Source organism: Actinomyces oris (assembly GCF_001929375.1).
GTDB lineage: Bacteria > Actinomycetota > Actinomycetes > Actinomycetales > Actinomycetaceae > Actinomyces > Actinomyces oris_B.
Map to the genome: position 1 here is coordinate 48,261 of NZ_MSGO01000041.1, position 21,502 is coordinate 69,762.

16 protein-coding genes are annotated in these 21,502 nt (G+C 70.0%); 3 read left to right on the forward strand and 13 right to left on the reverse strand.

The window, feature by feature from the left end:
• Positions 1–44: 44 nt before the first annotated feature.
• The 6 genes from BKH32_RS10205 to glgX all read right to left on the reverse strand — a co-directional run bounded on the left by BKH32_RS10205 (position 45) and on the right by glgX (position 11,255).
• Positions 45–1,652, reverse strand: coding sequence for a phosphotransferase (locus tag BKH32_RS10205; protein WP_075249937.1), 1,608 nt, complete (start codon positions 1,650–1,652; stop codon positions 45–47).
• Complete coding sequence (treS, locus tag BKH32_RS10210) at positions 1,652–3,427, reverse strand: maltose alpha-D-glucosyltransferase (RefSeq protein ID WP_430383800.1); 1,776 nt, start codon at positions 3,425–3,427, stop codon at positions 1,652–1,654. The genes BKH32_RS10205 and treS overlap by 1 nt, the downstream gene beginning before the upstream one ends.
• Before the next feature lie 173 nt (positions 3,428–3,600).
• Positions 3,601–5,760, reverse strand: coding sequence for an alpha-1,4-glucan--maltose-1-phosphate maltosyltransferase (locus BKH32_RS10215; protein WP_275531525.1), 2,160 nt, complete (start codon positions 5,758–5,760; stop codon positions 3,601–3,603).
• A 131-nt stretch (positions 5,761–5,891) separates the two neighbouring features.
• Positions 5,892–7,004 carry a tryptophan--tRNA ligase gene (trpS, locus tag BKH32_RS10220; RefSeq protein ID WP_075249938.1) on the reverse strand — a complete coding sequence of 371 codons (1,113 nt, stop codon included), beginning with the start codon at positions 7,002–7,004 and terminating at the stop codon, positions 5,892–5,894.
• A 62-nt stretch (positions 7,005–7,066) separates the two neighbouring features.
• The gene (locus BKH32_RS10225) at positions 7,067–8,794 is read right to left on the reverse strand and encodes an alpha/beta hydrolase (protein WP_075249939.1); all 1,728 of its coding nucleotides are present in this window, start codon (positions 8,792–8,794) and stop codon (positions 7,067–7,069) included.
• A 43-nt stretch (positions 8,795–8,837) separates the two neighbouring features.
• On the reverse strand, positions 8,838–11,255 hold the full coding sequence (glgX, locus tag BKH32_RS10230; RefSeq protein ID WP_075249940.1) for a glycogen debranching protein GlgX: 2,418 nt from the start codon (positions 11,253–11,255) through the stop codon (positions 8,838–8,840).
• 203 nt (positions 11,256–11,458) lie between these two features.
• On the opposite strand from glgX, the gene BKH32_RS10235 reads away from it, so the two are divergent.
• Complete coding sequence (locus BKH32_RS10235) at positions 11,459–12,217, forward strand: electron transfer flavoprotein subunit beta/FixA family protein (RefSeq protein ID WP_075249941.1); 759 nt, start codon at positions 11,459–11,461, stop codon at positions 12,215–12,217.
• 97 nt (positions 12,218–12,314) lie between these two features.
• Complete coding sequence (locus BKH32_RS10240; protein ID WP_075249942.1) at positions 12,315–13,295, forward strand: electron transfer flavoprotein subunit alpha/FixB family protein; 981 nt, start codon at positions 12,315–12,317, stop codon at positions 13,293–13,295.
• A 75-nt stretch (positions 13,296–13,370) separates the two neighbouring features.
• On the opposite strand, the gene BKH32_RS14490 is transcribed toward BKH32_RS10240, so the two are convergent.
• The 3 genes from BKH32_RS14490 to mnmA form a co-directional block, all read right to left on the reverse strand.
• Positions 13,371–14,141, reverse strand: a complete 771-nt coding sequence (locus BKH32_RS14490) for a hypothetical protein (protein ID WP_256691613.1) — start codon at positions 14,139–14,141, stop codon at positions 13,371–13,373.
• On the reverse strand, positions 14,138–15,658 hold the full coding sequence (locus BKH32_RS10245; RefSeq protein ID WP_256691614.1) for a hypothetical protein: 1,521 nt from the start codon (positions 15,656–15,658) through the stop codon (positions 14,138–14,140). The genes BKH32_RS14490 and BKH32_RS10245 overlap by 4 nt, the downstream gene beginning before the upstream one ends.
• A gap of 141 nt (positions 15,659–15,799) precedes the next feature.
• Positions 15,800–16,987, reverse strand: a complete 1,188-nt coding sequence (gene mnmA, locus BKH32_RS10250; protein WP_075249943.1) for a tRNA 2-thiouridine(34) synthase MnmA — start codon at positions 16,985–16,987, stop codon at positions 15,800–15,802.
• 139 nt (positions 16,988–17,126) lie between these two features.
• Here mnmA and BKH32_RS10255 point away from each other — a divergent pair, with 139 nt between their 5' ends.
• Positions 17,127–17,867, forward strand: coding sequence for a Fic family protein (locus tag BKH32_RS10255; protein WP_075249944.1), 741 nt, complete (start codon positions 17,127–17,129; stop codon positions 17,865–17,867).
• Between the two features lie 196 nt (positions 17,868–18,063).
• Here the strand turns inward: BKH32_RS10255 and BKH32_RS13955 are convergent, their stop codons facing one another.
• The 4 genes from BKH32_RS13955 to BKH32_RS10275 all read right to left on the reverse strand — a co-directional run bounded on the left by BKH32_RS13955 (position 18,064) and on the right by BKH32_RS10275 (position 21,467).
• Entirely contained in the window at positions 18,064–18,228 is a 165-nt protein-coding gene (locus BKH32_RS13955; protein ID WP_256691615.1) for a DUF5655 domain-containing protein, read from the reverse strand.
• 8 nt (positions 18,229–18,236) lie between these two features.
• Positions 18,237–19,271: a DUF418 domain-containing protein gene (locus tag BKH32_RS10265; RefSeq protein ID WP_075249946.1), complete on the reverse strand. Its 1,035-nt coding sequence runs from the start codon at positions 19,269–19,271 to the stop codon at positions 18,237–18,239.
• Between the two features lie 115 nt (positions 19,272–19,386).
• Entirely contained in the window at positions 19,387–20,088 is a 702-nt protein-coding gene (locus tag BKH32_RS10270) for a response regulator transcription factor (RefSeq protein ID WP_075249947.1), read from the reverse strand.
• Positions 20,085–21,467: a sensor histidine kinase gene (locus BKH32_RS10275; RefSeq protein ID WP_075249948.1), complete on the reverse strand. Its 1,383-nt coding sequence runs from the start codon at positions 21,465–21,467 to the stop codon at positions 20,085–20,087. Before BKH32_RS10275 ends, BKH32_RS10270 begins: the two co-directional genes overlap by 4 nt.
• Positions 21,468–21,502 lie beyond the last annotated feature (35 nt).

Consider the following 21,502-nt stretch of genomic DNA (forward strand, 5'->3'; position numbering starts at 1 on the left):
CGTCGGACCGATGGGGATGAGGGGGATGGAGGATCGTCGCGTGCTCAGCCCTCCGCGTGCTTGGACAGGACCGACTCGATCCCCGCCATGGGGATGCCCAGCCAGTCGGGACGGTTACGGGCCTCGTAGACGGCCTCGTAGAGGGCCTTGTCCAGCTCCAGGCAGGTCAGGACCGTCTGGTACGAGGCCTCGGCCTGCTCCTGGTCGCCGGATGCCGCTGGCGACGGGGCGAGAGAGCCGGTCTCCTGGCGTCCCAGGCGGTAGCCCTCCTCGAAGGCGGAGCGCACGGCGGGGAGCCAATCGGGGTGGGGTGCCTTGCCCACGGCGGCGGCGTAGTCGAAGGAGCGCAGCATGCCGGCCACGTCCCGGGCCGGCAGGTCGGGGTCGGAGCGCTGGGCCAGGGGGCGCAGGGGCTCGCCCTCGAAGTCCAGGACGTACCAGCGCTGCTGGCCGCCGATCTCGTGAAGCACCTGCCCCAGGTGGTAGTCGCCGTGGATGCGGGTGGCCGGCTCCAGGGCCTCGAGCGCCTCGAGCCGCTCCATGGTCTGCTCCACCTTGAGCTCCAGGGCCCGGATGTGCCCGGAGAGCTCGGGCACCTCCTCCAGCGCCCACCGGGCGCGCTTGCGCAGGGAGGCGGCGAGCTCGGTCGGCGTTGGCGGCCGGCTCGTGCCCAGGGAGGCGGCCAGGTGGTGGTGCATCTGCGCGGTCGTGCGTCCCAGATCCCGGGCCAGCTCCACGGCGCGGGCCCGCACCGGTCCGTCGACGTCGTCGGTGGAGGCCAGTGAGCAGAACAGCTCGAAGCCGTCGTCGGCGCGGGGGACGAAGCTGCAGGCCACGGCCGAGTCGGTGGACTCCTCCAGGGCGGGCTGGCCGCAGCCGCCCATGCGCGTCCAGGTCATGGTGGACCAGGCCACCGGCGTGGGCACCCGGTCCCAGCCGCTGCGGGCCAGGGCCACCGACAGCTCCACGTCGGGGTTGCGCCCGTGCTCCAGGACCCGCAGGAGCTTGACGATGAGGTCGCCGGTGGCGGCGTCCTGCTCCCCGAGAGCCTCGGCGGGGTCGGTGGGGGCCGGCAGGATGACGGAGGTGTTGGACTGCTCCCCGGTGGTCACCCGTAGCCTCGGCGCCCGCTGGGCGATGGCCAGGGCTCCGGCCTCGTCCAGGACGGTGCCCGCCTTCAGCGTGCTCAGGGCCCAGGCGCGCCAGAAGGCCGGGTGGTGGGCGCCGTCGACGAGCGCCACCTGCGCAGGTGCCCCGTCGGAGGCGGTGGTCAGCAGCAGGCCGTGGTTGCCGGGGGCCTCACCGGGGGTGGCGAAGGAGTCGAGCGCCTCGGCGGCCTCCAGGACCACCGGCACGTGCAGCAGCACCATCCCGTCGCGGTGACCGGTCTCGGCCTGGTTGCCCCGTAGGGCGGCGATGACGAGGTCGCGCACGCCCTCCTCCGGCTCCCAGGTTGCGATCACGCGCAGGGAGCCCAGGGGCGGTGCGGCGTCCCCCTTGAGCGGGAACCAGCGCCGCTGGAGCATCCATGGTCCCAGGGCCGCCAGGATCTCGGCGTCACTGGGCCAGGTCGACGGCGCCTGGGCGCTGCGTAGGGACCGTGCCGGCGCGGTGGCGGGCTGCGGTGCGGCGGAGATCGGTTCGTTTGGCATCAGACTTCCTCGGTCGGGTGGTTGTCGTGGTCGCTCTGGGGGGCGTCGTCGGGTTCGGTCCTGTCAACGGACAGCCAGTAGTATCCGCGCGCTCCCAGTGTCAGGGTCAGGTGGCCGCGGTCGTCGACGGGCGGGAAGGCGCAGCCCCCGAACAGGTCCGTGGTGCCCCTGCCCGCCAGCTCGGGAACCTCGATCGTCACCGATCGGGGGGTGGCCGAGAGGTTGGCGACGCACAGGAGGGTCTGGCCCCCCTGCCCTGGCTCCTCGTCGCAGCGCGTGTGCGCCAGGACGGCGTCATCGCTGGTGGGGCGCAGGAGGAAGCTCCCGCGACCCAGCACGGGGTGGGCGCGGCGCAGGTGCAGGATCCGTCGGGTGAAGTGCAGCAGCGAGTCGGGTCGGGCCATCTCGGTGGCCACCGTCAGGTGCGCGTAGCCGGGGGCCTGGATGAGTGGAAGCGTCAGGGCGCCGGGGTCGACCACGGAGGAGAAACCCATGTTGGGGGAGTCGTCCCACTGCATGGGGGTGCGCACGGCGTCGCGGTCCTCCAGCCAGATGTTCTCACCCATGCCGATCTCGTCGCCGTAGTAGAGGTAGGGGCTGCCCGGCAGGGACAGGAGCAGGGCGTAGGCCAGCTCCACCTCGGCGCGCGAGGCGTCCAGGAGCGGGGCCAGGCGGCGCCGGATCCCGATGTTGGCGCGCATGCGCTCCTCGGGGGCGTACCAGGCGTACATCTGGTCGCGCTCGGCGTCGGTGACCATCTCCAGGGTCAGCTCGTCGTGGTTGCGCAGGAAGGTCCCCCACTGCCCGTGAGCGGGGATGTCGGGGGTCTTCTCCAGCACCCAGCGGATGGCCTCGGCCGAGCCCTGCCGCAGCGCGTAGAAGATGCGCGGCATGACCGGGAAGTGGAAGCACATGGTGCACTCGGGCGCCTCCTCGGTGCCGAAGTACTCCACGACGTCCTCGGGCCACTGGTTGGCCTCGGCCAGCGTGATGGTGCCGGGGAACTCCCGGTCGAGCATCTGACGGATCCCAGTGATGATCTCGTGGGTGCCGTCCAGGTTCTCGCAGTTGGTGCCCTCCGACTCGGTCAGGTAGGGGACGGCGTCGAGGCGGAAGCCGTCCACCCCGGTGCGCGCCCAGAAGCGGATGACGTCGTGGATGGCCTCGATGACCGCCGGGTTGCGGTAGTTGAGGTCGGGCTGGTGGGAGAAGAAGCGGTGCCAGTAGAACTGGCCGCGCTCGACGTCGTAGGCCCAGTTGGACTCCTCGGTGTCCACGAAGATGATGCGGGCGTCGTCGTAGCCGGAGTCGTCGTCTGCCCACACGTAGAAGTCCCCGTAAGGGCCCTCGGGGTCCGAGCGGGAGGCCTGGAACCAGGGGTGGGCGTCCGAGGTGTGGTTGACGACCATGTCGATGATGATGCGGATCCCGCGCTGATGGGCCTGGTGGACCAGCTCGCGGAAGTCCTCCATCGTCCCGTAGCGCGGGTCGATGGCCGTGTAGTCGGAGATATCGTAGCCTCCGTCGCGCACGGGCGAGGGGTAGAAGGGCGGGATCCACACGCAGTCCACGCCCAGCCACGCCAAATAGTCCAGGCGGGAGATGAGCCCGCGCAGGTCCCCGACGCCGTCGCCGTCGGAGTCGGCGAAGGAGCGCAGCAGCGCCTCGTAGAAGACCGCCGTGCGGAACCACTCGGGGTCCGGGCTCAGGCCGGGTCGGGCCTGAGCGGGCAGGACCGGTACGCCGGGGATCGGCGGTGCCACCGTCAGCGGCATGGGGATCCCTCCGCTGGGGGTGGGGATCGCCGACATCTGGGCCGCCACGGGGGCCACGACCGGGGCCGCCACGGGGACTCCCGCCGCCGTGGGCCGGCTGAAGGAGCCGGGCGGGCCCGCGGGCGGAACCTTGCCGGCGGGGGGTGCCGGGGGCGCACTCATCGGGTCGGTGCTCACAGCGGCTCCACGGAGAAGACGTGAGCGGCCTGCCCGGCGAAGGGGTCAAGGCGCACATAGTTCTGCCCCGACCAGTCGTAGCTCGCGCCGGTGAGCTCGTCGGTCACCTTGACCACTGGGCGCGAGGCATCCACCCAGCCCGGCAGGCCCAGGGCCTCCAGGTTGAGGTAGACCTCGCCGGCCCGCGCCCCGTACGGGTCGAGGTTGACCACCGTCAGGATGACGTCCTCCCTGCCCGTGGGGCTGTGGAAGGCGTCCACCCGCTTGGAGTAGGCGAGGATCTGGTCGTCGCTGGTGGGGTGGAAGTAGATGTCCCGCAGCTGGCGCAGCGCCGGGTGGGCGGCCCGGGAGGCGTTGAGCCGCGTCAGGAGGTCCTCGATGCCGTTGCGGCGAGCGGCGGCGAAGTCACGCGGCTTGAACTCGTACTTCTCGTTGTCGATCTGCTCCTCGTAGCCCGGGCGCGGCGTGGACTCGGCCAGCTCGTAGCCCGAGTAGATGCCCCAGGTCGGTGAGAGCGTGGCCGCCAGGACGGCGCGCAGCTTGAAGGCCGGCACCTTCCCGTTGGTCATGAAGGGGGTGAGGATGTCGTGAGTCGTGGGCCAGAAGGCCGGGCGCAGCAGGTGGGCGGTGCCCTTGCTGAGTTCCATCATGTACTCGATGAGCTCTTGCTTGGTGTTGCGCCAGGCGAAGTAGGTGTAGGACTGGTGGAAGCCGATCATGCCCAGGGTGCGCATCATGGCGGGGCGGGTGAAGGCCTCGGCCAGGAACAGCACGTCGGGGGACTCGGCGTGGATCTCGGCGATGAGCCGCTGCCAGAAGGCCAGGGGCTTGGTGTGGGGGTTGTCCACCCGGAAGATCGTCACGCCGTGCGCGATCCAGGTGTGCACGACCTCCAGGATCGCCTGATAGATGCCCTCGGGGTCGTTGTCGAAGTTGAGCGGGTAGATGTCCTGGTACTTCTTGGGCGGGTTCTCGGCGTAGGCGATCGAGCCGTCGGCCAGAACCGTGAACCACTCCGGGTGCTCGGCCACCCACGGGTGGTCCGGGGAGCACTGGAGAGCCAGGTCCAGGGCCACCTCCATGCCCAGCTCACGCGAACGGGCCACCAGGGCGTCGAAGTCCTCGAAGGTGCCCAGGTCGGGGTGGATGGCGTCGTGCCCGCCGTCGGGGGAGCCGATGCCGTAGGGGGAACCGGGGTCACCGGGGTGGGCCGTCAAGGTGTTGTTGCGACCCTTGCGGTTGGTCAGGCCGATGGGGGAGATGGGCGTGAGGTAGAGGACGTCGAAGCCCATGGCCGCGATGCGGTTCAGCCTCTCGGTCGCGCTGCGCAGCGTCCCCGAGTGCCAGGTGCCGTCCTCGCCGACGCCCGAGCCCAGCGAGCGCGGGAAGATCTCATACCAGGAGCCGGTCAGGGCGCGCTCGCGGTCCACCTGGAGGGGGTACTCGGCGGAGGGGGAGACGTGGTCGCGCAGCGGCAGGCGCTCCAGAGTGGCCTTGACCGAGTCCGACAGGCCCGCAGCCAGGCGGTCGGCCACGGGGTTGGAGGGGTCGCGCATGATCCACACGGCGTCGTTGAGGGCCTTGACGCCCTCAACGTCCCGTCCCTCGATGGCCACCGCCCGGTCCAGGATCCGGGCGCCCTCCTCCAGCATGAGCTCGACGTCGATGCCGGCGGGCACCTTGATGCCGGCGTCGTGACTCCAGGTGGCGTACGGGTCCGACCACCCCTCGACGCGGAAGCGCCAGTCCCCGGGGGCGTCGGGCGCCACGGAGGCCTCATAGCGGTCCAGTCCCGGAGCGATGTCGTGCATGCGGGCGCTCGGGCCGTCACTGCCGTCGGGACGCACCAGCACCGCGGTGGCGCCGTAGCAGTCGTGCCCCTCGCGGAAGACGGTGGCGCGGATCGGGATGACCTCGCCGACGACGGCCTTGGCCGGCCAGCGCCCGTCCTCGACGACGGGGAAGACCTCGGTGACCGGGATCCGGCCGATCAACGAGAACGGGGCCGGCTGCGGTGCCGTGGAGCTCGCGGACGGCACCGATGGCGTGGTCTGCGTCCCGGTGCCCTGAGCGGGTGCATCGGTGGGAGCGGCAGAGGACTTGGAGGGACGGGTGGACTGCTTCTTGCCGGCCTTCGGCGTCGTGTTCGGAGTCACAGGAACAAGACTACGGTGAGAAACGAGCTGAGTCACATGCCGGCTCGCAGAGCGCGGATCGGCCCGGTACGCGCGTCGCGAACCGGGCCGATCGTGTGGCTGGGCAGATCGGCTCAGCGGCCGACAGGTCGTCAGTAGTTCATCTGCATGGCGGTGCGGACGTCGTCGAGCGTCCTGGTGGCGACCTCGTTGGCCCGGGCATTGCCCTGCCGCAGGACCTCCAGGAGGTAGTCCTCGTTGGCCGCCAGCCCGGTGCGACGGGCCCGGATGGGGGCGAAGAACTCGTTGACGGCCTCCGTGGTGACCTTCTTGAGCGTGCCCGCGCCGCCGTCGCCGATGCGCTCGGCGATCTCCTCGGGAGCGCCCGCCCCGCACAGGGAGGCCAGCATCAACAGGTTGGAGACCTCCGGCCGGTTGACCGGGTCGTAGGTGATGACGCGCTCGGAGTCCGTCTTGGCCTTCTTGAGGGCCTTGGCGGTCTCGTCGGCGCTCATGCGCAGCTCGATCGTGTTGCGGCGCGACTTGCTCATCTTCTCCCCGTCCAGGCCCAGCAGCATCGGGGCCTGGCTGAGCAGCGCCTCGGGACGGCGGAAGACCGGGTGGTCCTTGACCGCCCGCCCGTAGCGCTTGTCGAAGCGCTGGGCGATGAGCCGGGCCTGCTCCAGGTGGGGGAGCTGATCCTTCCCGACGGGCACGAGGTTGGCCTGGCAGAAGAGGATGTCGGTGGCCTGGTGGACCGGGTAGGTGAGCAGCAGGCCGCTCATGGCCCGCCCGTCGGTGGCCTCCAGCTCGGACTTCACCGTGGGGTTACGGTGCAGCTCGGACTCGGTGACCAGGGACAGGAAGGGCAGCATCAGCTGGTTCTGGGCGGGGACCGCCGAGTGGGCGAAGATCGTCGAGCGCTGCGGGTCCACGCCCACCGCCAGGGCGTCGGTGACCAGGGACAGAACCCGCTCGCGAATGGGGCCGACGCCGTCGCGGTCGGTGATGACCTGGTAGTCGGCCACGAGGATCCAGGTCTCCACGCCCGCGTCCTGGATCGTCTTCCAGGAGTGCATGGTGCCGAAGTAGTGGCCCAGGTGCATGTTCCCGGTGGGGCGGACCCCGGTGAACATCCGGTAGCGGCCGGGGTTGACGGCGATATCGGCCTCGATCTCGGCGGAGCGGGCGATCGATCGGGCCAGGGAGGCGTCATTGGTAGCGTTGGCCAGGGCCTCCTCGGCCGCGGTGGAAGTCTGAGTCATGGCCTCATCCTAGGGGGTGCCGGTGCTGCGACGGACTGGGGCCGGCGTCGCCCTGCCCCGGCTCAGCTATCGGCAGGCTGGGCGGCCAGGGCGCGCTTCAGCTCCTGGCGGGCCTGGGCGACGCGCTCGGGAGTGAAAGAGCTGTCATGACTGACCAGGGCCAACCCATCGAGGATCTCGGCACCATAGCGGTGCCCGTGCCCAGCAGGCACGTTCATCGCCCGCGGCAGGTCCGCGCTCACTTGGAAGAAGGTGATGTAGGGCATCCAGCGCATGGTGGGGGAGCGATCCTTCCCGGGCTGCTCCCGTAACCAGTCCGGCGTCTGACGGATCAGCCTCGGCGACCACCACACCACCGGGTCGCTCGCATGCTGGATGTAGAGGATCCTCTGGTCTCCCCAGGTGGCGTCGCCGGCGAAGGCCTCCATATCCGCCTGGTCCTGGGCGAAGCGCACCGTCAGGCCGGCCGAGTAGGTGGGATCTACCTCCCCCGTGCCCGGATCGCGCCGTGTCACCAGGTCCTGCCACAGTCGCGAGGAGTTGGGCGGGCCCACCCACAGGACGCCGTCGACCGAGTCCAGGATGTCGGCCAGGTTGTCGAAGGCGGCCTCACCGGCCAGCACTCCCAACGACTCCCCATACAGCAGGAGCCGGGGCCTGTCGTTTTCCGGAAGCGTCTTCCACCAGGCCACGACAGCCGTCACCAGTGCCTTGCCAGAGGCCCGGACCTTGTCGGTGTCGGCGATGAACTGCACGCCTGAGGGCAGGTAGGAGTACTGGGCGGCCGCGATCGCCGTATCGCCGTCGTAGAGCACCTCCAGTGACAGAGCCGCCACCGGGTCCACCCAACCGGTCCCCGTCGTCGGGGCGATCATGATGGCCGAGCGGGAGGCCGCCCCGGTGCGCTTCAGCTCTTCGACAACGAGTGCGGCCCGTGCCTGGTCGCTCCCCGCGCTCTCCAACCCGGCGTAGACACGGATCGGCTCACTGGCCGGCCGGGAGGTCACCTTCTCAAGGCCCTGTGCGTTCAGGCCCCGGCCCACGAAACGCTTGCCGTAGGTCCCCAGGGACTCCCACGCCACGAGTGACTTCGGCGAGCCCGAGCGCTCGGCCGCCGTCGGCCGCGGCGTCGAAGGCGGATCCGCACTGTTGCGCACGGAGAAGGCCGACTCCGCGCCCCGGATGATGATGCCGGGGATCGCCTGGTTAACCAGCGTGAATACCAGCACGAGCACAATGATCCAGGAGGATGCCGAGCGCACCGGCAGCGGCAGTCGCTGAGGCAGGTGCCGCTTCAGCCAGGCCTCCAGGCGCAGGAAGCCGCGCCCCACCATGACCAGGGCTATCCAGATGCTGAAGCCCACGGGGAAGACCAACAGGTACTGCGTGGGCGTGTAAGCGCGGTAGTCAGTCAGGGAAGCCACCTGCTGCTGCCAATGGACCGCCTGCAGCAGAATCGCGTTGAGCCCCAGCACCACGATAACGCTCAGCGTTATCTCCACCCGTCGCCTCCAGCGAGGCACCCAGGACGGCAGGCTCCTGCCACTGGCCTCCCACAGGATCTGCACCACGTTGCTCACCCAGGTACGCCAGTTCCACGACAAACAAACGCCTACGAGGTAACCGGTCGCCGCGCACAGTCCGCAGGCCACCCCCTGAAAGAGGATGTCGCGGGGGATGAGCGACGGTGTCAGTGCCAGGACGAAGAACACTGAGCCTAGGACCAGTCCTGCCAGGTCCGGCCGCAGACGGTCCCAGGCACGTTCAACAGGGGGAGGAAACGTCAGCATCGGGCACCAGCCTATGCCGAATCAACTGTCTGGTGCGGCAACCCTAGACCGCACTGACCGCCTCAGCCTGTTCGGTCTGGGGACCTGCCTTGAGGGTCTCGAGCGGCTCACCGGAGAAGTAGACCCGCAGGGTCAGCGCCTCCAGCATCGTCGTGTCGCCCGGGCGGTCGTGATAACAGGTCGTGAGACTCTCGACGGGGTGGCCCTCGGAGCTGCTGGCCACGGCCTTGACGTCCTTGACCTCGCCGGCGTCATCCGCCTCGATGCTGACGTCGGTCTGAGTGCCCCGGGGGCTTCGGCTCACGCGCCGTGCCTGGGAGAAGGGGACGGTATGAGGCTGGGGGACCGCCCAGGTCGAGTCCCAGGCCAGGTGCCAGTCGGTTCCGCGGCCCTCGGGCAGGACGACGTCGACCTGGTCCAGGGCGCCGTTGATGACCACGAGCATGTCGTCGTCGTTCCAGGGCCGGCCCGAGCGCAGCATCTGGACCACGCGAGTGTGCGGGTCGTGCCAGGAGTCCCCGTCCATCGGTGCGGCGTCCGCCCGGTACCAGGCCAGATCCGCGATCGCGTCGCCTTCCAGGACCTGCCCGGTCGCGAAGCGCGAGGGGCGCACCACCGGGTGGGTGTGGCGCAGGTGGACGAGGAAGCGCGTCGTGGTGACCAGGTCGCGCTGCCAGACCTCCAGGTTCCAGTCCACCCAGGAGAGCACGGAGTCCTGGCAGTAGCAGTTGTTGTTGCCCTGCTGGGTGCGTCCCATCTCGTCACCGGCCACCAGCATGGGGGTCCCGGCGCTCAGCAGCACGGTGGCCAGCAGGTTGCGCATCGACCGGCGGCGCAGCACCTCGATCGGGCCACCGTTGATGCCCTCGACGACGTCTCCCTCAAAACCGTGGTTCCAGGAGCGGTTGTTGGAGTTGCCGTCGCGGTTGTCCTCCTTGTTGGCCAGATTGTGCTTGTGGTCGTAGACCACCAGGTCACGCAGGGTGAAGCCGTCATGCGCCGCCACGAAGTTGACCGAGCCCAGCGGGCCGCGACCGCCGGGGAACTCCCCGTGGCTGAACAGATCCGCGCTGCCCGACAGGCGCGTCGCCAGGTCACGCAGGTCCGAGCCCAGACGGCCCTTGGAGATCTCTGAGGCGTCATGCAGCCAGAAGGAGCGCGTGGTGTCGCGGAAGTGGTCGTTCCAGTCCTGGAAGGGCTCGGGGAACTGGCCGGTGCGCCAGCCGCCGGGCCCCACGTCCCAGGGCTCGCTGATGAGCTTGACGGTGCTGAGCACCGGGTCCGTGGCGATCGCCGTGAGCAGCGGGTGGCGCGGCGAGAACTCCGCGGCATGGCGTCCCAGGGTGGTGGCCAGGTCGAAGCGGAAGCCGTCCACGCCGACCTCGGTGACCCAGTAGCGCAGCGAGTCCAGGACCAGCCGGATCGCCCCGGTGGCTCGGAAGTCCACCGTGTTGCCGGTGCCGGTGACGTCCATGTACTGCGCCGGCAGGTAGGGGGCGTGCAGGTAGTAGTCCAGGTTGTCCAGGCCGCGCAGGCTCAAGGAGGGGCCGTCGACACCGCCCTCGCAGGTGTGGTTGTAGACGACGTCGAGCACGACCTCCAGGCCGACCTCGTGGAGCATGGAGACCATGCCGCGCACCTCGTCCAGGACCGCCTGCGGGCCGGCCGCACGCGCCGCGGCCGTGGCGTAGGAGGGCTCGGGCGCGAAGTAGCTGAGGGTGGAGTAGCCCCAGTAGTTGGTCAGGCCCCGCTTGGTCAGGAAGGGCTCGCTCACCGAGGCGTGGATCGGCAGCAGCTCGATCGTGGTGATCCCCAGGCCCTTGAGGTGCTCGACCGTCACCGAGTGGGCCAGCCCCGCGTAGGTGCCGCGAAGTTCCTCGGGCACGCCCGGCAGCTGGTAGGTCAGGCCCTTGACGTGCGCCTCGTAGATGACGGCGCGCTCGCGGGGCACGCGCGGCCCCGGAACCACCGGGAAGGTGTCGCCGGTGACCACGCCGACGACGGTGCTGCCGGCCGAGTCCAGGTGCGAGGGCCTCCAGGGCTCGGCCGCCGGAACCAGGTCGTCAGTGACCTCGTGGGCGAAGACGGCCGGCCCCAGATCCACTCGGCCGTCCAGGGCGCGGGCATAGGGGTCCAGCAGCAGCTTGCGGGGGTTGTAGAGCAGGCCCTCGTGCGGGATCCAGGGCCCGTGGGCGCGGTAGCCGTAGCGCTGGCCGGCTCCGACGCCGGGGACGTGGGCGCTCCACAGGCCCCGCGAGGGCCCGTGCATCCCGATCCGGGTCTCCTCCACCACGGCGCCGTCGGCACCCATGGTCAGCAGGCACAGGTCCACGGCCGTGGCGTGCGGGGCATGGACCGCGAAGTCCGCGCCGTCTCCGTTCAGAGCGACGCCCAGGCTGTGGTCGGGAGCTGCTGGCAGCTCGGCACGCGGTGCTGGAGCGGGCTCTGGCGTCGAAGACATGGGCCCATTGTCCTGGCGGCCGGCGGTTGCTACCACTTGAAGGGCAGTGAGGTCTCCCTCGTAGGAGTGCGCCGCGTCGCGTTCAGGTCACTGGGCGTGACGGCGTCGTCATCATCTCGTCGTCCCGTTCCTCGTCCTGACGCCGTGTCAGGGTGACTGAGTGCTCAGTGGTGAGATGCCGCTGTTATGGCAACCTTGAGCCCATGAGAATCGTGGTCTGCATCAAGCACGTTCCCGACGTGCAGTCCGAGCGTCGCATCGAGGACGGTCGACTCGTGCGCGGCGAGGAGGATGTCCTCAACGAGCTCGACGAGAACGCCGTCGAGGCCGCCGTCACTCTGGCCGAGGAGGCCGACGGCGAGGTCATCGCCCTGACCATGGGGCCTGAGGACGCTGAGGACGGGGTGCGCCGCGCCCTGCAGATGGGGGCCGACTCCGGGGTCGTCGTCGCCGACGACGACCTGGCCGGAGCGGACGTCGTCACCACCGCCCGGGTCCTGGCCGCCGCCATCGAGCGCATCGGCGAGGTCGACCTGGTCGTCACCGGGATGGCCTCCCTGGACTCCATGACCTCCATGCTGCCCGGCGCCCTGGCCGCCGCCCTGCACCGTCCGGCCCTGACGCTGGCCAACCACCTCGAGGTCGACGGCGGCGCCGTGACCGTCACCCGCACCGTGGGCACCGTCCGCGAGGTCCTCAGCGCGCCGCTGCCCGCGCTCGTCAGCGTCACCGACCAGGCCAACGAGCCCCGCTACCCCAATTTCGCCGCCATGCGCGCCGCGAAGAAGAAGCCGATCGACTTCTGGGACGCCTCCGAGCTCGGCCTCCAGATCGCTGAGCCGGCCGTCGCAGTCGTCGACGACGAGGCCCGACCCGCCCGTGAGGCCGGCATCATCCGCACCGACGCCGGGGAGGCGGGCCGCGAGCTCGCCGCCTGGCTCGTGGAGAACAAGCTCGTCTGACGGCCGGCCGCAGCGCCCGCCCACGTTCCGGCAGGGGCGCTGGACGCCGTCGCGCCGCCCGTCCGCCTCATACCACTCGCGAAGGAAGCTGATTCCCATGCTCGATGCCCCCCTGCTCGTCCTCGTCGACCTCGAGACCACCGAGGCCGCCCCCACCGGCCCCAGCCTGGAGCTGCTCACCGCCGCTCGGGAGCTGACCGGCGGGGACGTCGTCACCCTGGCCCTCCAGCCCCTGGGCGAGGCCGCCCGCGCGGCCCTGGCCGGCGCCGGCGCCACCCGCCTGCTGACCGCCGACCTGGGCGAGGCCGCCCACCTGCCCGCCACCGCGGCCGACGCCGTCGTGGCGGCCGCCGGCACCGTCCAGCCCGCCGCGGTCCTGGTCGTCTCCGACTACCGCGGCAAGGAGCTGGCCGGGCGGGCCGCCGTCGTACTCGGCTCGGCCTGCGTCTGCGACGTCACCGCCCTGGACGCCTCCGGCGCCGAGCTGCGCGCCTCCAAGCTGGTCCTGTCCGGCTCCTGGTCCACCACTGCCGGCGTCGCCTCGGGCGGCAACGCGCCGATCATCGCCGTGCGCCCCGGGATCGCCGAGGTCACCACGGCCGAGGGCGCGCCCCTGACGGCCGAGCCCCTCGAGGTCCCCATCAGCGTCGAGGCTGCCGCCGTGCGCCTCGTCTCACGCGAGGCCACCTCCGTGGCCTCCGGTCCGGCCCTGAGCGAGGCGCGCACCGTCGTCGTGGGCGGCCGCGGCGTGGACGGTGACTTCGACCTGGTCCGCTCCCTGGCCCAGCCGCTCGACGCCGCTGTCGGAGCCACCCGCGTGGCCTGTGACGAGGGCTGGATCGAGCGCAGCGCCCAGATCGGTCAGACCGGTGAGACCATCTCCCCTCGTCTGTACATCGGCCTGGGCGTCTCCGGCGCCGTCCACCACACCAGCGGCATCCAGGGGGCCGGCACGGTTGTCGCCGTCTGCGATGACTCCGAGGCCCCGATCTTCGAGATGGCCGACTTCGGCGTCGTCGGCGACGTCACCGAGGTCGTGCCCCAGCTCGTCGAGGAGCTCGCCAGGCTGCGCGGCTGAGCAGCTTCTCCAACGACATTGTGGGGGTGCCCCGTCGTCTCATTGACGGGGCACCCCCACAACGCGCACAGGGCGTCAGCTCCTCCGGTGCCCCAGTCCGGTGACCGTGAAGCCGTCCCCACTGGGGGTGAGGGTGAGCCAGGCCCCGTACTCGAGCTGGGCGGTGCGGGTGGGCACCGGCTGCATCCAGGGCTTGGACTGATCCTCCGAGGTGATCGGGCAGAGGATCGACCCCGGAGCCAGCTCCTCAGTGACCACCATGGTCCCGAACAACGAGTCCTTGGGTCCCGCCAGCAGGCAGGAGGCCACCGTGCCTCCTTTGGACAGGTAGGCGCTGCGCGCCGTGGCGTCACCGGCCTGCGTGGAGCCGGCCGGCTCATCCAGGGAGGAGAGCACCGCGGAGTCGACCTGGTCGGTGACCTTGCTGTCCTCCTTGGCGGCCAGGGCGTCGTAGACGGCCTGAACCTTGACCAGTGACGGGCGGTGGATGTCCTGGTTCGGGAGGTGGTAGACGACGTCGAACAGCGCCAGGGACTCACCGTCCCACTGAGCGGCGACGGCGGCTGTCCCCGAACCGGCGCAGGCCTTGCAGTCCATGTCCCCGGCGACCATGAACTGGGGCATGTCGAACATCACGGTTCCACCCACGACGCGCAGGTTGTCCATACGGGTTGCCGGGTTGTAGCCGATCTCGTTGCTGCCCTCCATGATGAGGGAGCCGACCATCTGCTTGTCGCCGTTGTAGGCGGCCATGACGTCGAAGGCCGCAGGAGTGCCGCTGTTGCACTCCAGAACCGCGACCGTCACCGGGGAGGAGCCGAAGAAGCCCGGCTGCGCCTCCTTCATCGCGACCGTGGAGTTGCTTCCGCCAGGACCGTTGGCCCCCGCCCGGTCGCGCTGCCGCCGGAGAAGGTGAGACTGATCTTCTCATCCTTCATCTTCTCGACCACCTGCGACTTCGTCGTGCCCCGGACCACGGAGGCGAAGCCGTCGGCGCAGACCGCCGGGATATCGAGGGTGGCGCCGCCCAGCTCCTCAAGGCTGGGAGCGGGCTTGGCCGTGGAGGTCGGGGCCGAGGTCGGCAGCGCCGTGGCGCGCGTCGAGCTCGAGCCGGAGTCGAAGGTCATGATTGACGTCGTCGAGCCGTTGAAGACCACGACGTAGCCGTCACCGGCCGCCCACGAGGTCACCGGGGTGGAGACTCGCCAGATCGTGCTCCCGTCGACCGGGTCGAGGGCGCGCAGCGAGTCCGGGTAGGCCATGACGAGGGCGCCCTTGCTGGTCTGCCAGCGGGGCACCGTCTCGGTGCCCAAGGTGTTGAGGGAGCCCGCACCATCGGGGAGCTTGCTCGACCACAGCACGCTGCTGCCGTCCAGACCGGCAACCGTGACACCGTTACTGACCACCCAGACCTCACGGCTCATCGGCAGGCTGGCACCGACGAGCTTGCGGGACGCCTCGACTCGGGTCGCCCACACCGGCGTAGTGCCGTCAAGCTTCAGGCCGGAAATCTTCTCCCCGTTGACACTCACGGTGCCGTCGGAGCTGACCGACAGGGGCGTCCCGCCCCCGGGGGCCTCGCTCAGCCGCACCGAGGTGGGTGCCGGTCCCGACGTCGCGGTGCTCGGTGACGCTGTGGCGCCAGGACCGGAGGACGGGGTGGGGGAGGCGACCACGGGGTTCGTGGGGGCCATGCCTTTGGGGATCGTCGAGGGTCCGGTCTGGGCGGGAGCGGCCGAGCGGTTATCACTCGGCTGGGGCGCAACCGGTGAGGCCGGCGCCGTGGGGGCGGCGGCGGAGACGGTCGACGGCTTGGCGGGGGCGTTGACCCCCGAGGCCAGGTCGATGCTGATCTGGTCACCGCAGTCGAAGGTCTTCGCGTTCATCCGGCAGTCGAGGTACTGACCCGCCAGATTATCGGGGATGGGAACCTGCCAGGCGGAGTAGGACGACGATGAGCTCGGGTTCAAAGCCACCAGGGTCTCACGCCGATCGGCGATCACCCGCAGGATCGTCAGCTGCTTGTTGGTGATGGCCACGGTGCCGCTGGCGTCGAAGGGTGCCGCCGCGAGCTCCTTGCCGAGGTTGGACAGGTCCTGCTGGGCCTTGAGGATCGGGGCCTTGACCATGGAGAGCGGGTCGGAGCTGCGCGTCAGCGCCCAGATGCCTCCGCCGCCGAGTGCCAGGACTAGGGCAATGACGGCGCTGAGGATCCCGAGCCGTGCCCGACGGCGCCGCTGGGCCGGGGGCGGTGAGGCGAGGGCAGGAGCGCCCTGAGACGGTGCGGCAGGTGGTGGGGTCGCGGATGAGGGGGTCTCAGAGGAAGGGGATTCGGGAGCAGAGGAGTCAGGAGACGGAGACATAACCGCAGCCTAGAAGGGAACAGTCCGGACGAGAGGCGGAATAGGTGACCGATCAACTGGTGGATAGGCGTCTTGCTGTGCCGACGCATATCCGGAGGAATGTGCCGTCATTTCGGCATCCGGTGCAGCCCGGGTGGGACGTCAGGCGACCGGGTGACTGGGGACCTGAGCGGAGGCGACGGTCGCCTGGGCCAGGACCCGGTCGCCGTCGGCGCCGCCGTAGATGACCAGGCTCTGACCTGCGGCCACGCCACGCAGGGGCGCGGTCAGCTCGGCGTGCAGGAGTCCCCGCGCCGCATCGACGCGGACCCTGGCTGGGACCGGGCGGCCGTGAGCGCGCACCTGAACGCTGGCCTCCTGCCAGCCGATGGCGGGGGAGCCGCCAGGATCGGTGCCGCCGGTGGTCGGGTGAGTGGCGAGCGGCTCGGGATCGGCGAGCAGAATGAGCCCGTCGCCGTCGACCACGGTGCGGCTGAGCAGCTCCTCGGGGCCGACGACGACCTCGTTGGTGGCCGGGCGGGTCTCGATGACGTAGCGGGGGCGGCCGTCGTCGGCCGGGCGGGACAGGCCCAGGCCCTTGCGCTGGCCGACGGTGAAGCCGAAGTAGCCCTGGTGGGTGCCCAGGACCTCGCCGTCGGGGGAGACCATGGCGCCCTGGCTGGCGCCGAGTGAGCGGGTGAGGAAACCGCGCGTGTCGCCGTCGGCCACGAAGCAGATGTCGTAGGAGTCCGGCTTGGAGGCCACCGGCAGGCCCCGGGCCTCGGCCTCGGCGCGCACCTGCGCCTTGGAGGAGGCATCCCCCAGGGGGAAGAGGGCCCGGGCCAGGCCCTCGCGGCCGGAGACGGCCAGAACATAGGACTGGTCCTTGGCGGCGTCGACGGCGCGGCGCAGCGTGAGGCCCTCGGTGTCACCGGGGCGGCCGGAGGAGGCGCCGCCGCTCAGGCGCGCGTAGTGGCCGGTGGCGACGGCGTCGAAGCCCAGCGCCAGGGCCCGCTCGAGGAGGGCGTCGAACTTGACGCGCTCGTTGCAGCGCACGCAGGGGTTGGGGGTGCGCCCGGCGCGGTACTCGTCGAGGAAGTCGGCCACGACGCGCTCCTCGAACTCCTCGGACAGGTCCCACACGTAGAAGGGGATGCCCAGGATCTGGGCGGCCCAGCGGGCGTCGGCGGAGTCCTCGATGGAGCAGCAGCCGCGCGAGCCCGTGCGGGTCTGGGCGCGGTTGCGGGTCAGGGCCATGTGGACGCCCACGACCTCATGGCCGGCGTCGACGGCGCGCGCCGCGGCCACGGCGGAGTCGACTCCACCGGACAGGGCGGCCAGGACGCGCACGAGGATCTCCTTCAGACAGACGGGTAGCCGTTGCTACGGGCCGTGGCAGGCTACCGCAGGTCGGTGGTGGCCAGGCAACCGGGAGAGCCCGAAGGGTCTGGTATGTACCGCATAGGATGACGGTGAGGAAGGAGTTGTCATGACTGACGAGTACGCCATTGACGCCCCCAGCTTCGCCCGGACCCTGCGCGATCAGCGCCGTACGCGGATGAAGGGCGGCCTGTACCACCTCAACCAGGTGCTCATGGCGTACAACTCCAACCGCATTGAGGGCAGCCGGCTCGATGAGGAGCAGACCCGGTTCATTTACGAGACCCGCACCGTTACGGGGGAGAACGTCGCCGTTGACGACGTCGTGGAGACGGTCAACTCCTTCGAGCTGTTCGATGAGATGATCGACCGCCTCGGTGAGCCGATCACCGCCGAGACGATGAAGGACTACCACCGAGTTCTCAAACGGGGCACCGCCGATGCGCGGCGGCCTTCATTCGCCGTCGGGGACTACAAGCGCGTTCCCAACGTGGTGGGCGGGCGCGAGACCGTGGCGCCCGAGCAGGTCGCGCTCGCCATCGACGATCTCATCGCACGCACCCCGGCGAGCATGACCTTTGATGACATCACCGACTTCCACTACCGCTTCGAGAGCATCCACCCGTTCCAGGACGGCAACGGTCGGGTGGGGCGGATCCTCATGTTCCAGCAGTGCCTGGCCAACGGCATCATGCCGTTCATCGTGCTCGACTCGACCAAGGCCTTCTACTACCGCGGCCTGAGCGAGTACGAGCAGGAGCCTGGGTTCCTACGAGAGACCTTCAGGTCCCTCCAGGACGACTACTACGCGCGCTTCGCCCGGTTCGTTGAGATGACGCCAGGGGAGTGAGGGGCGGCGTAGCTGGATCGAGAACTGCGTTCTCCGTCCAGGACGTACTTTTCCCCCAAACGACTGCTGACGGACACCAGTCGTTTGGGGGACAACGCAGTCCTCGATCAACAAGTACGTCCCCGATAACCAAGAACTCGGGCTACAGAGCGGATGGCCGGCTGTCCGGCGCTGTTGCGTGGCCGTTGAGGGGCGCTCAACGGGCGGCGAACTCGTAACCGGCGCGAATGAGGTCTCTGAGCCAGTCGCTCTGTGCGGCCTCCATCGTCTTGACGACGACGTGGTGATTCCACCTGTTGGCACTGACCTGGTCGACGCGGTGGAAGTGCGGGTCCTCCACGGGATGGTCGAGCTCACGCATTCGGAGAGCTACGCCATCCCGGCCGTCGTCGTCGGCACGTAGCTGACCGGATCGAGTCGCTTCGATTGCGGGCGCCGCAACGGAACCCACCGCCACCAGGTGACGCACCGCCACGCCCACTCCAGGGGACCGTAGGCGAACCGGGAGAGCCAAAGACGGCAGAACACCCATTGGAGGGGCAGAACCGCGGCAGCGACGATGAGACCGGGAATCACGTCGTGGGTGGAGCGCGAATCGAGCAGCACTCCCGCCGGCACCATGACGAAGGAAGCGGTGACGTAGCAGGTCAGCGCCATGCGGCCCAGGGGCTCGAATACCGCGCTCAGGGCCCGCCGCACCGGGGTGCGCCAGAGCAGCGCCAGAAGGCAGACATAGAGACAGGCCATGAGTCCTCCGGCGACTCCGCCCGCCGTGAAGAACCTGGGATCACCGCCCTCGGCGGCCTGCCAGGGGATCGCGGCCGCGCTGGCGGCTGCGAATACGAGCGTCGCCGCCCCGATCCGACGGTCGGCGTGCTCGAGCCGTGCCGGAAGGCCGTAGGCCTGGGCCGCCGATCCCAGAAGGAACAGCCCGGGCAGCGATAGTGCCCCTCCTCCTGTGAATGCGTAGGCGCCGACCGTCGCCAGCAGACCGAGTACCAGACGCACGGAGCGCGGGACCTTGAGGACGAATGGCAGGAGGATGGCTCCCGCAACCGCGTAGTCGCGCAGGATCTCACCGGGATAGAGGATCGAGTGGAGCAGCCCGATCACCAGGAGCGCGGCCAGGCGGCGCAGCAGGATCTTCCAGGCAGGGGCGCCTCGGCGGATCGCGGAATCGATGACGAACCCCATGCTCATTCCGAACATGAAGGAGAAGATCGGTACGAAGCGGGTCGCCACCAGGAAGTTCAGGACGTTCTCCGCCAACGGGACGGCTTGGAAGGGCCGGACCGGGACGTCATATCCCAGGTACATGAGATCGGCGGCGTTGACGAGGAGAATGCCTGCGACGGCGAAGCCGCGCAAGGAGTCGAGGAAATGGAACCGGTTGCTGGAACTCATGGAGCCGACCGTAGAACTCGACGACGGTCATCGTGACCGATGGGGGCCAGTTTCCACCCGGGGTTGCAAGGCGTCGGGGCGATTTCCAACTCGGGGACGCGCAACCGGTGCCGGGCTACCCACCCACGCGCACGAGTCCGCTCTCGTAGGCCAGCACGATGAGCTGGGCCCGGTCACGCAGCTCCAGCTTGCGCAGGATCCGGTTGAGGTGGGACTTGATCGTCGACTCGGCCAGGACGAGGTGCTGGGCGATCTCGGCGTTGCTCATGGCGCGTCCGACCAGCGTGACGATCTCCTTCTCCCGGTCGGATAGAGCATCGATGGACTCTGTATGTACGGTGCCGGCGCCGGGCTCCGAGGGGCCGGCTGGGCCGGCGGTGGAACCGGCGGGGGCGAACCACCGCTTCAGCAGCCGGCGCGTGGCCGACGGCGCCACCACCGAGTCTCCTCGGGCCACGGCGCGGATACCGGCCAGGAGCTCGGGCGCCGTCGAGTCCTTGAGCAGGAAGCCCGAGGCCCCGGCCCGCATCGCCGCCACGAGGTAGTCGTCCAGGTCGAAGGTGGTCAGGATGAGCACCTTGAGGTCGGGGTGGCTGCCCAGAACCGCGTGGGTGGCGGAGATGCCGTCCAGGGTGGGCATCCTGATATCCATGAGGACGATGTCGGGCTGAGTGGCCTTGACCATGGGAAGAACACCGACGCCGTCGGAGGCCTGGCCGACCACGCACATGTCCTTCTGAGCATCGAGAATCATGCGGAAGCCGGAACGGACCAGGTCCTGATCGTCCACCAGCGCAATGCGCAGAGTTCGGGTCATATCGGTTCTCCTCCTGGGTTCACGGCTGTCGACTGAGGGGCCTCGGAGGGAATGCGGGCGCGCACGATGAATCCTCCCCCGGGGCCCGGGCCGGCCTCCAGGGAGCCGCCGACCGCCGCCAGGCGTTGGCGCAGGTTCACCAGTCCCTGGCCCCCGCCGGTGTCCGCGGGCGTCTGCTCGGACGACGGGAGGCGACCGCCGGCCCTCGGGGTAAGCGCCCCGGCGCCGGGAGTGCTGGGCTGATCGGCGACGGTCAGAACGACCTCCTTGTGAGCCTCGTCGTCACGGTACTCCAGCCTCACCTCGACCGCGGCCGCCTCGGCGTGCTTGAGCACGTTGGTCAAAGACTCCTGCGTCGTTCGGTACAGGGCGAGCTCCGCCTGCGCGCTGAGCGGACTGCGGCCTCCCGTCTGCTCGCCCTCACTGATCAGCCGGTCGTCCACTGACAGGGTGACCGGCAGCCCGGTCGCACGGACGTCGTCGACGATCCTGGGCAGATCAGCGATCCTCGGGACCGGACGCAGCGGCGTCTCGGCGACGGGGGAGGCGGGCCGGGCATCGTCGGGCTCAGCGGGTTCTGCGGCGCTCCGGTGCTCTTCCGATTGCGGGGGAGAGGCCAGAGTGCGGGTCAGACTGCGGGTGTCGGCCAGGGCCGAGTGCGCGGTCGCCCGGATCTGCCCGAGCGCCTGAGCCGCCTGCTCCAGTCGCTCGTCGGCGGGGAGGTCGATGTCCTCGGAGCCGGCCGCCAGGTAGTGGCCCGCCTCGGCCTGCACGGCGATCAGCGCCAGGGCGTGTCCGACGACGTCGTGAACCTCCCTGGCGATCTCGTTGCGCAGCGCTGCGTCGTGCGCAGCCCGGCGCTGCTCCTCCGCCGTCAGGCGGCTGGCCCGAAGCTGGCGGCGCTGCGTCACGAATCTTCCCAGGCCCCAGGCGATAGCGGCGCTGCACAGCTGTGCGAAGGCGGCCTGCGCCATGTCCCGGGCCCAGAGGGAGAGCGGGACGATTCCCAGCTCATCCCGGTTCCAGTCCCACGCCCCCAGCGTCGAGCCGACGACAACGGCTATGGCCCACACCGGCGTGAGCCCCCGTTCGCCCCACCGGCCTGCCGCGTACAGGGACACGACGATCGTCAGATCCGCGGGCAGCGGAGAGTCGGTGACGCCGAGCTGGAGTGCGCACAGCACAAGATGGACGCCGAGGACGGCGTCGGGCCTCTCTCGGCGCCACCGCAGCACGATGACTGCCAGCGCAGCGCCGGCCGTGATGCCCCAGGAGCCGTCGGAGCCCTGCCATGTGCCCACGATCGCGAAGAGCGTGAGAACGACGGCGCCCACGACTCGCACGCAGCGGGTCACGATGCGTCTGTTCTGCTTGGGCATGCCCTCACTATGGCAGAGAGCTTCGGGCCGTAACA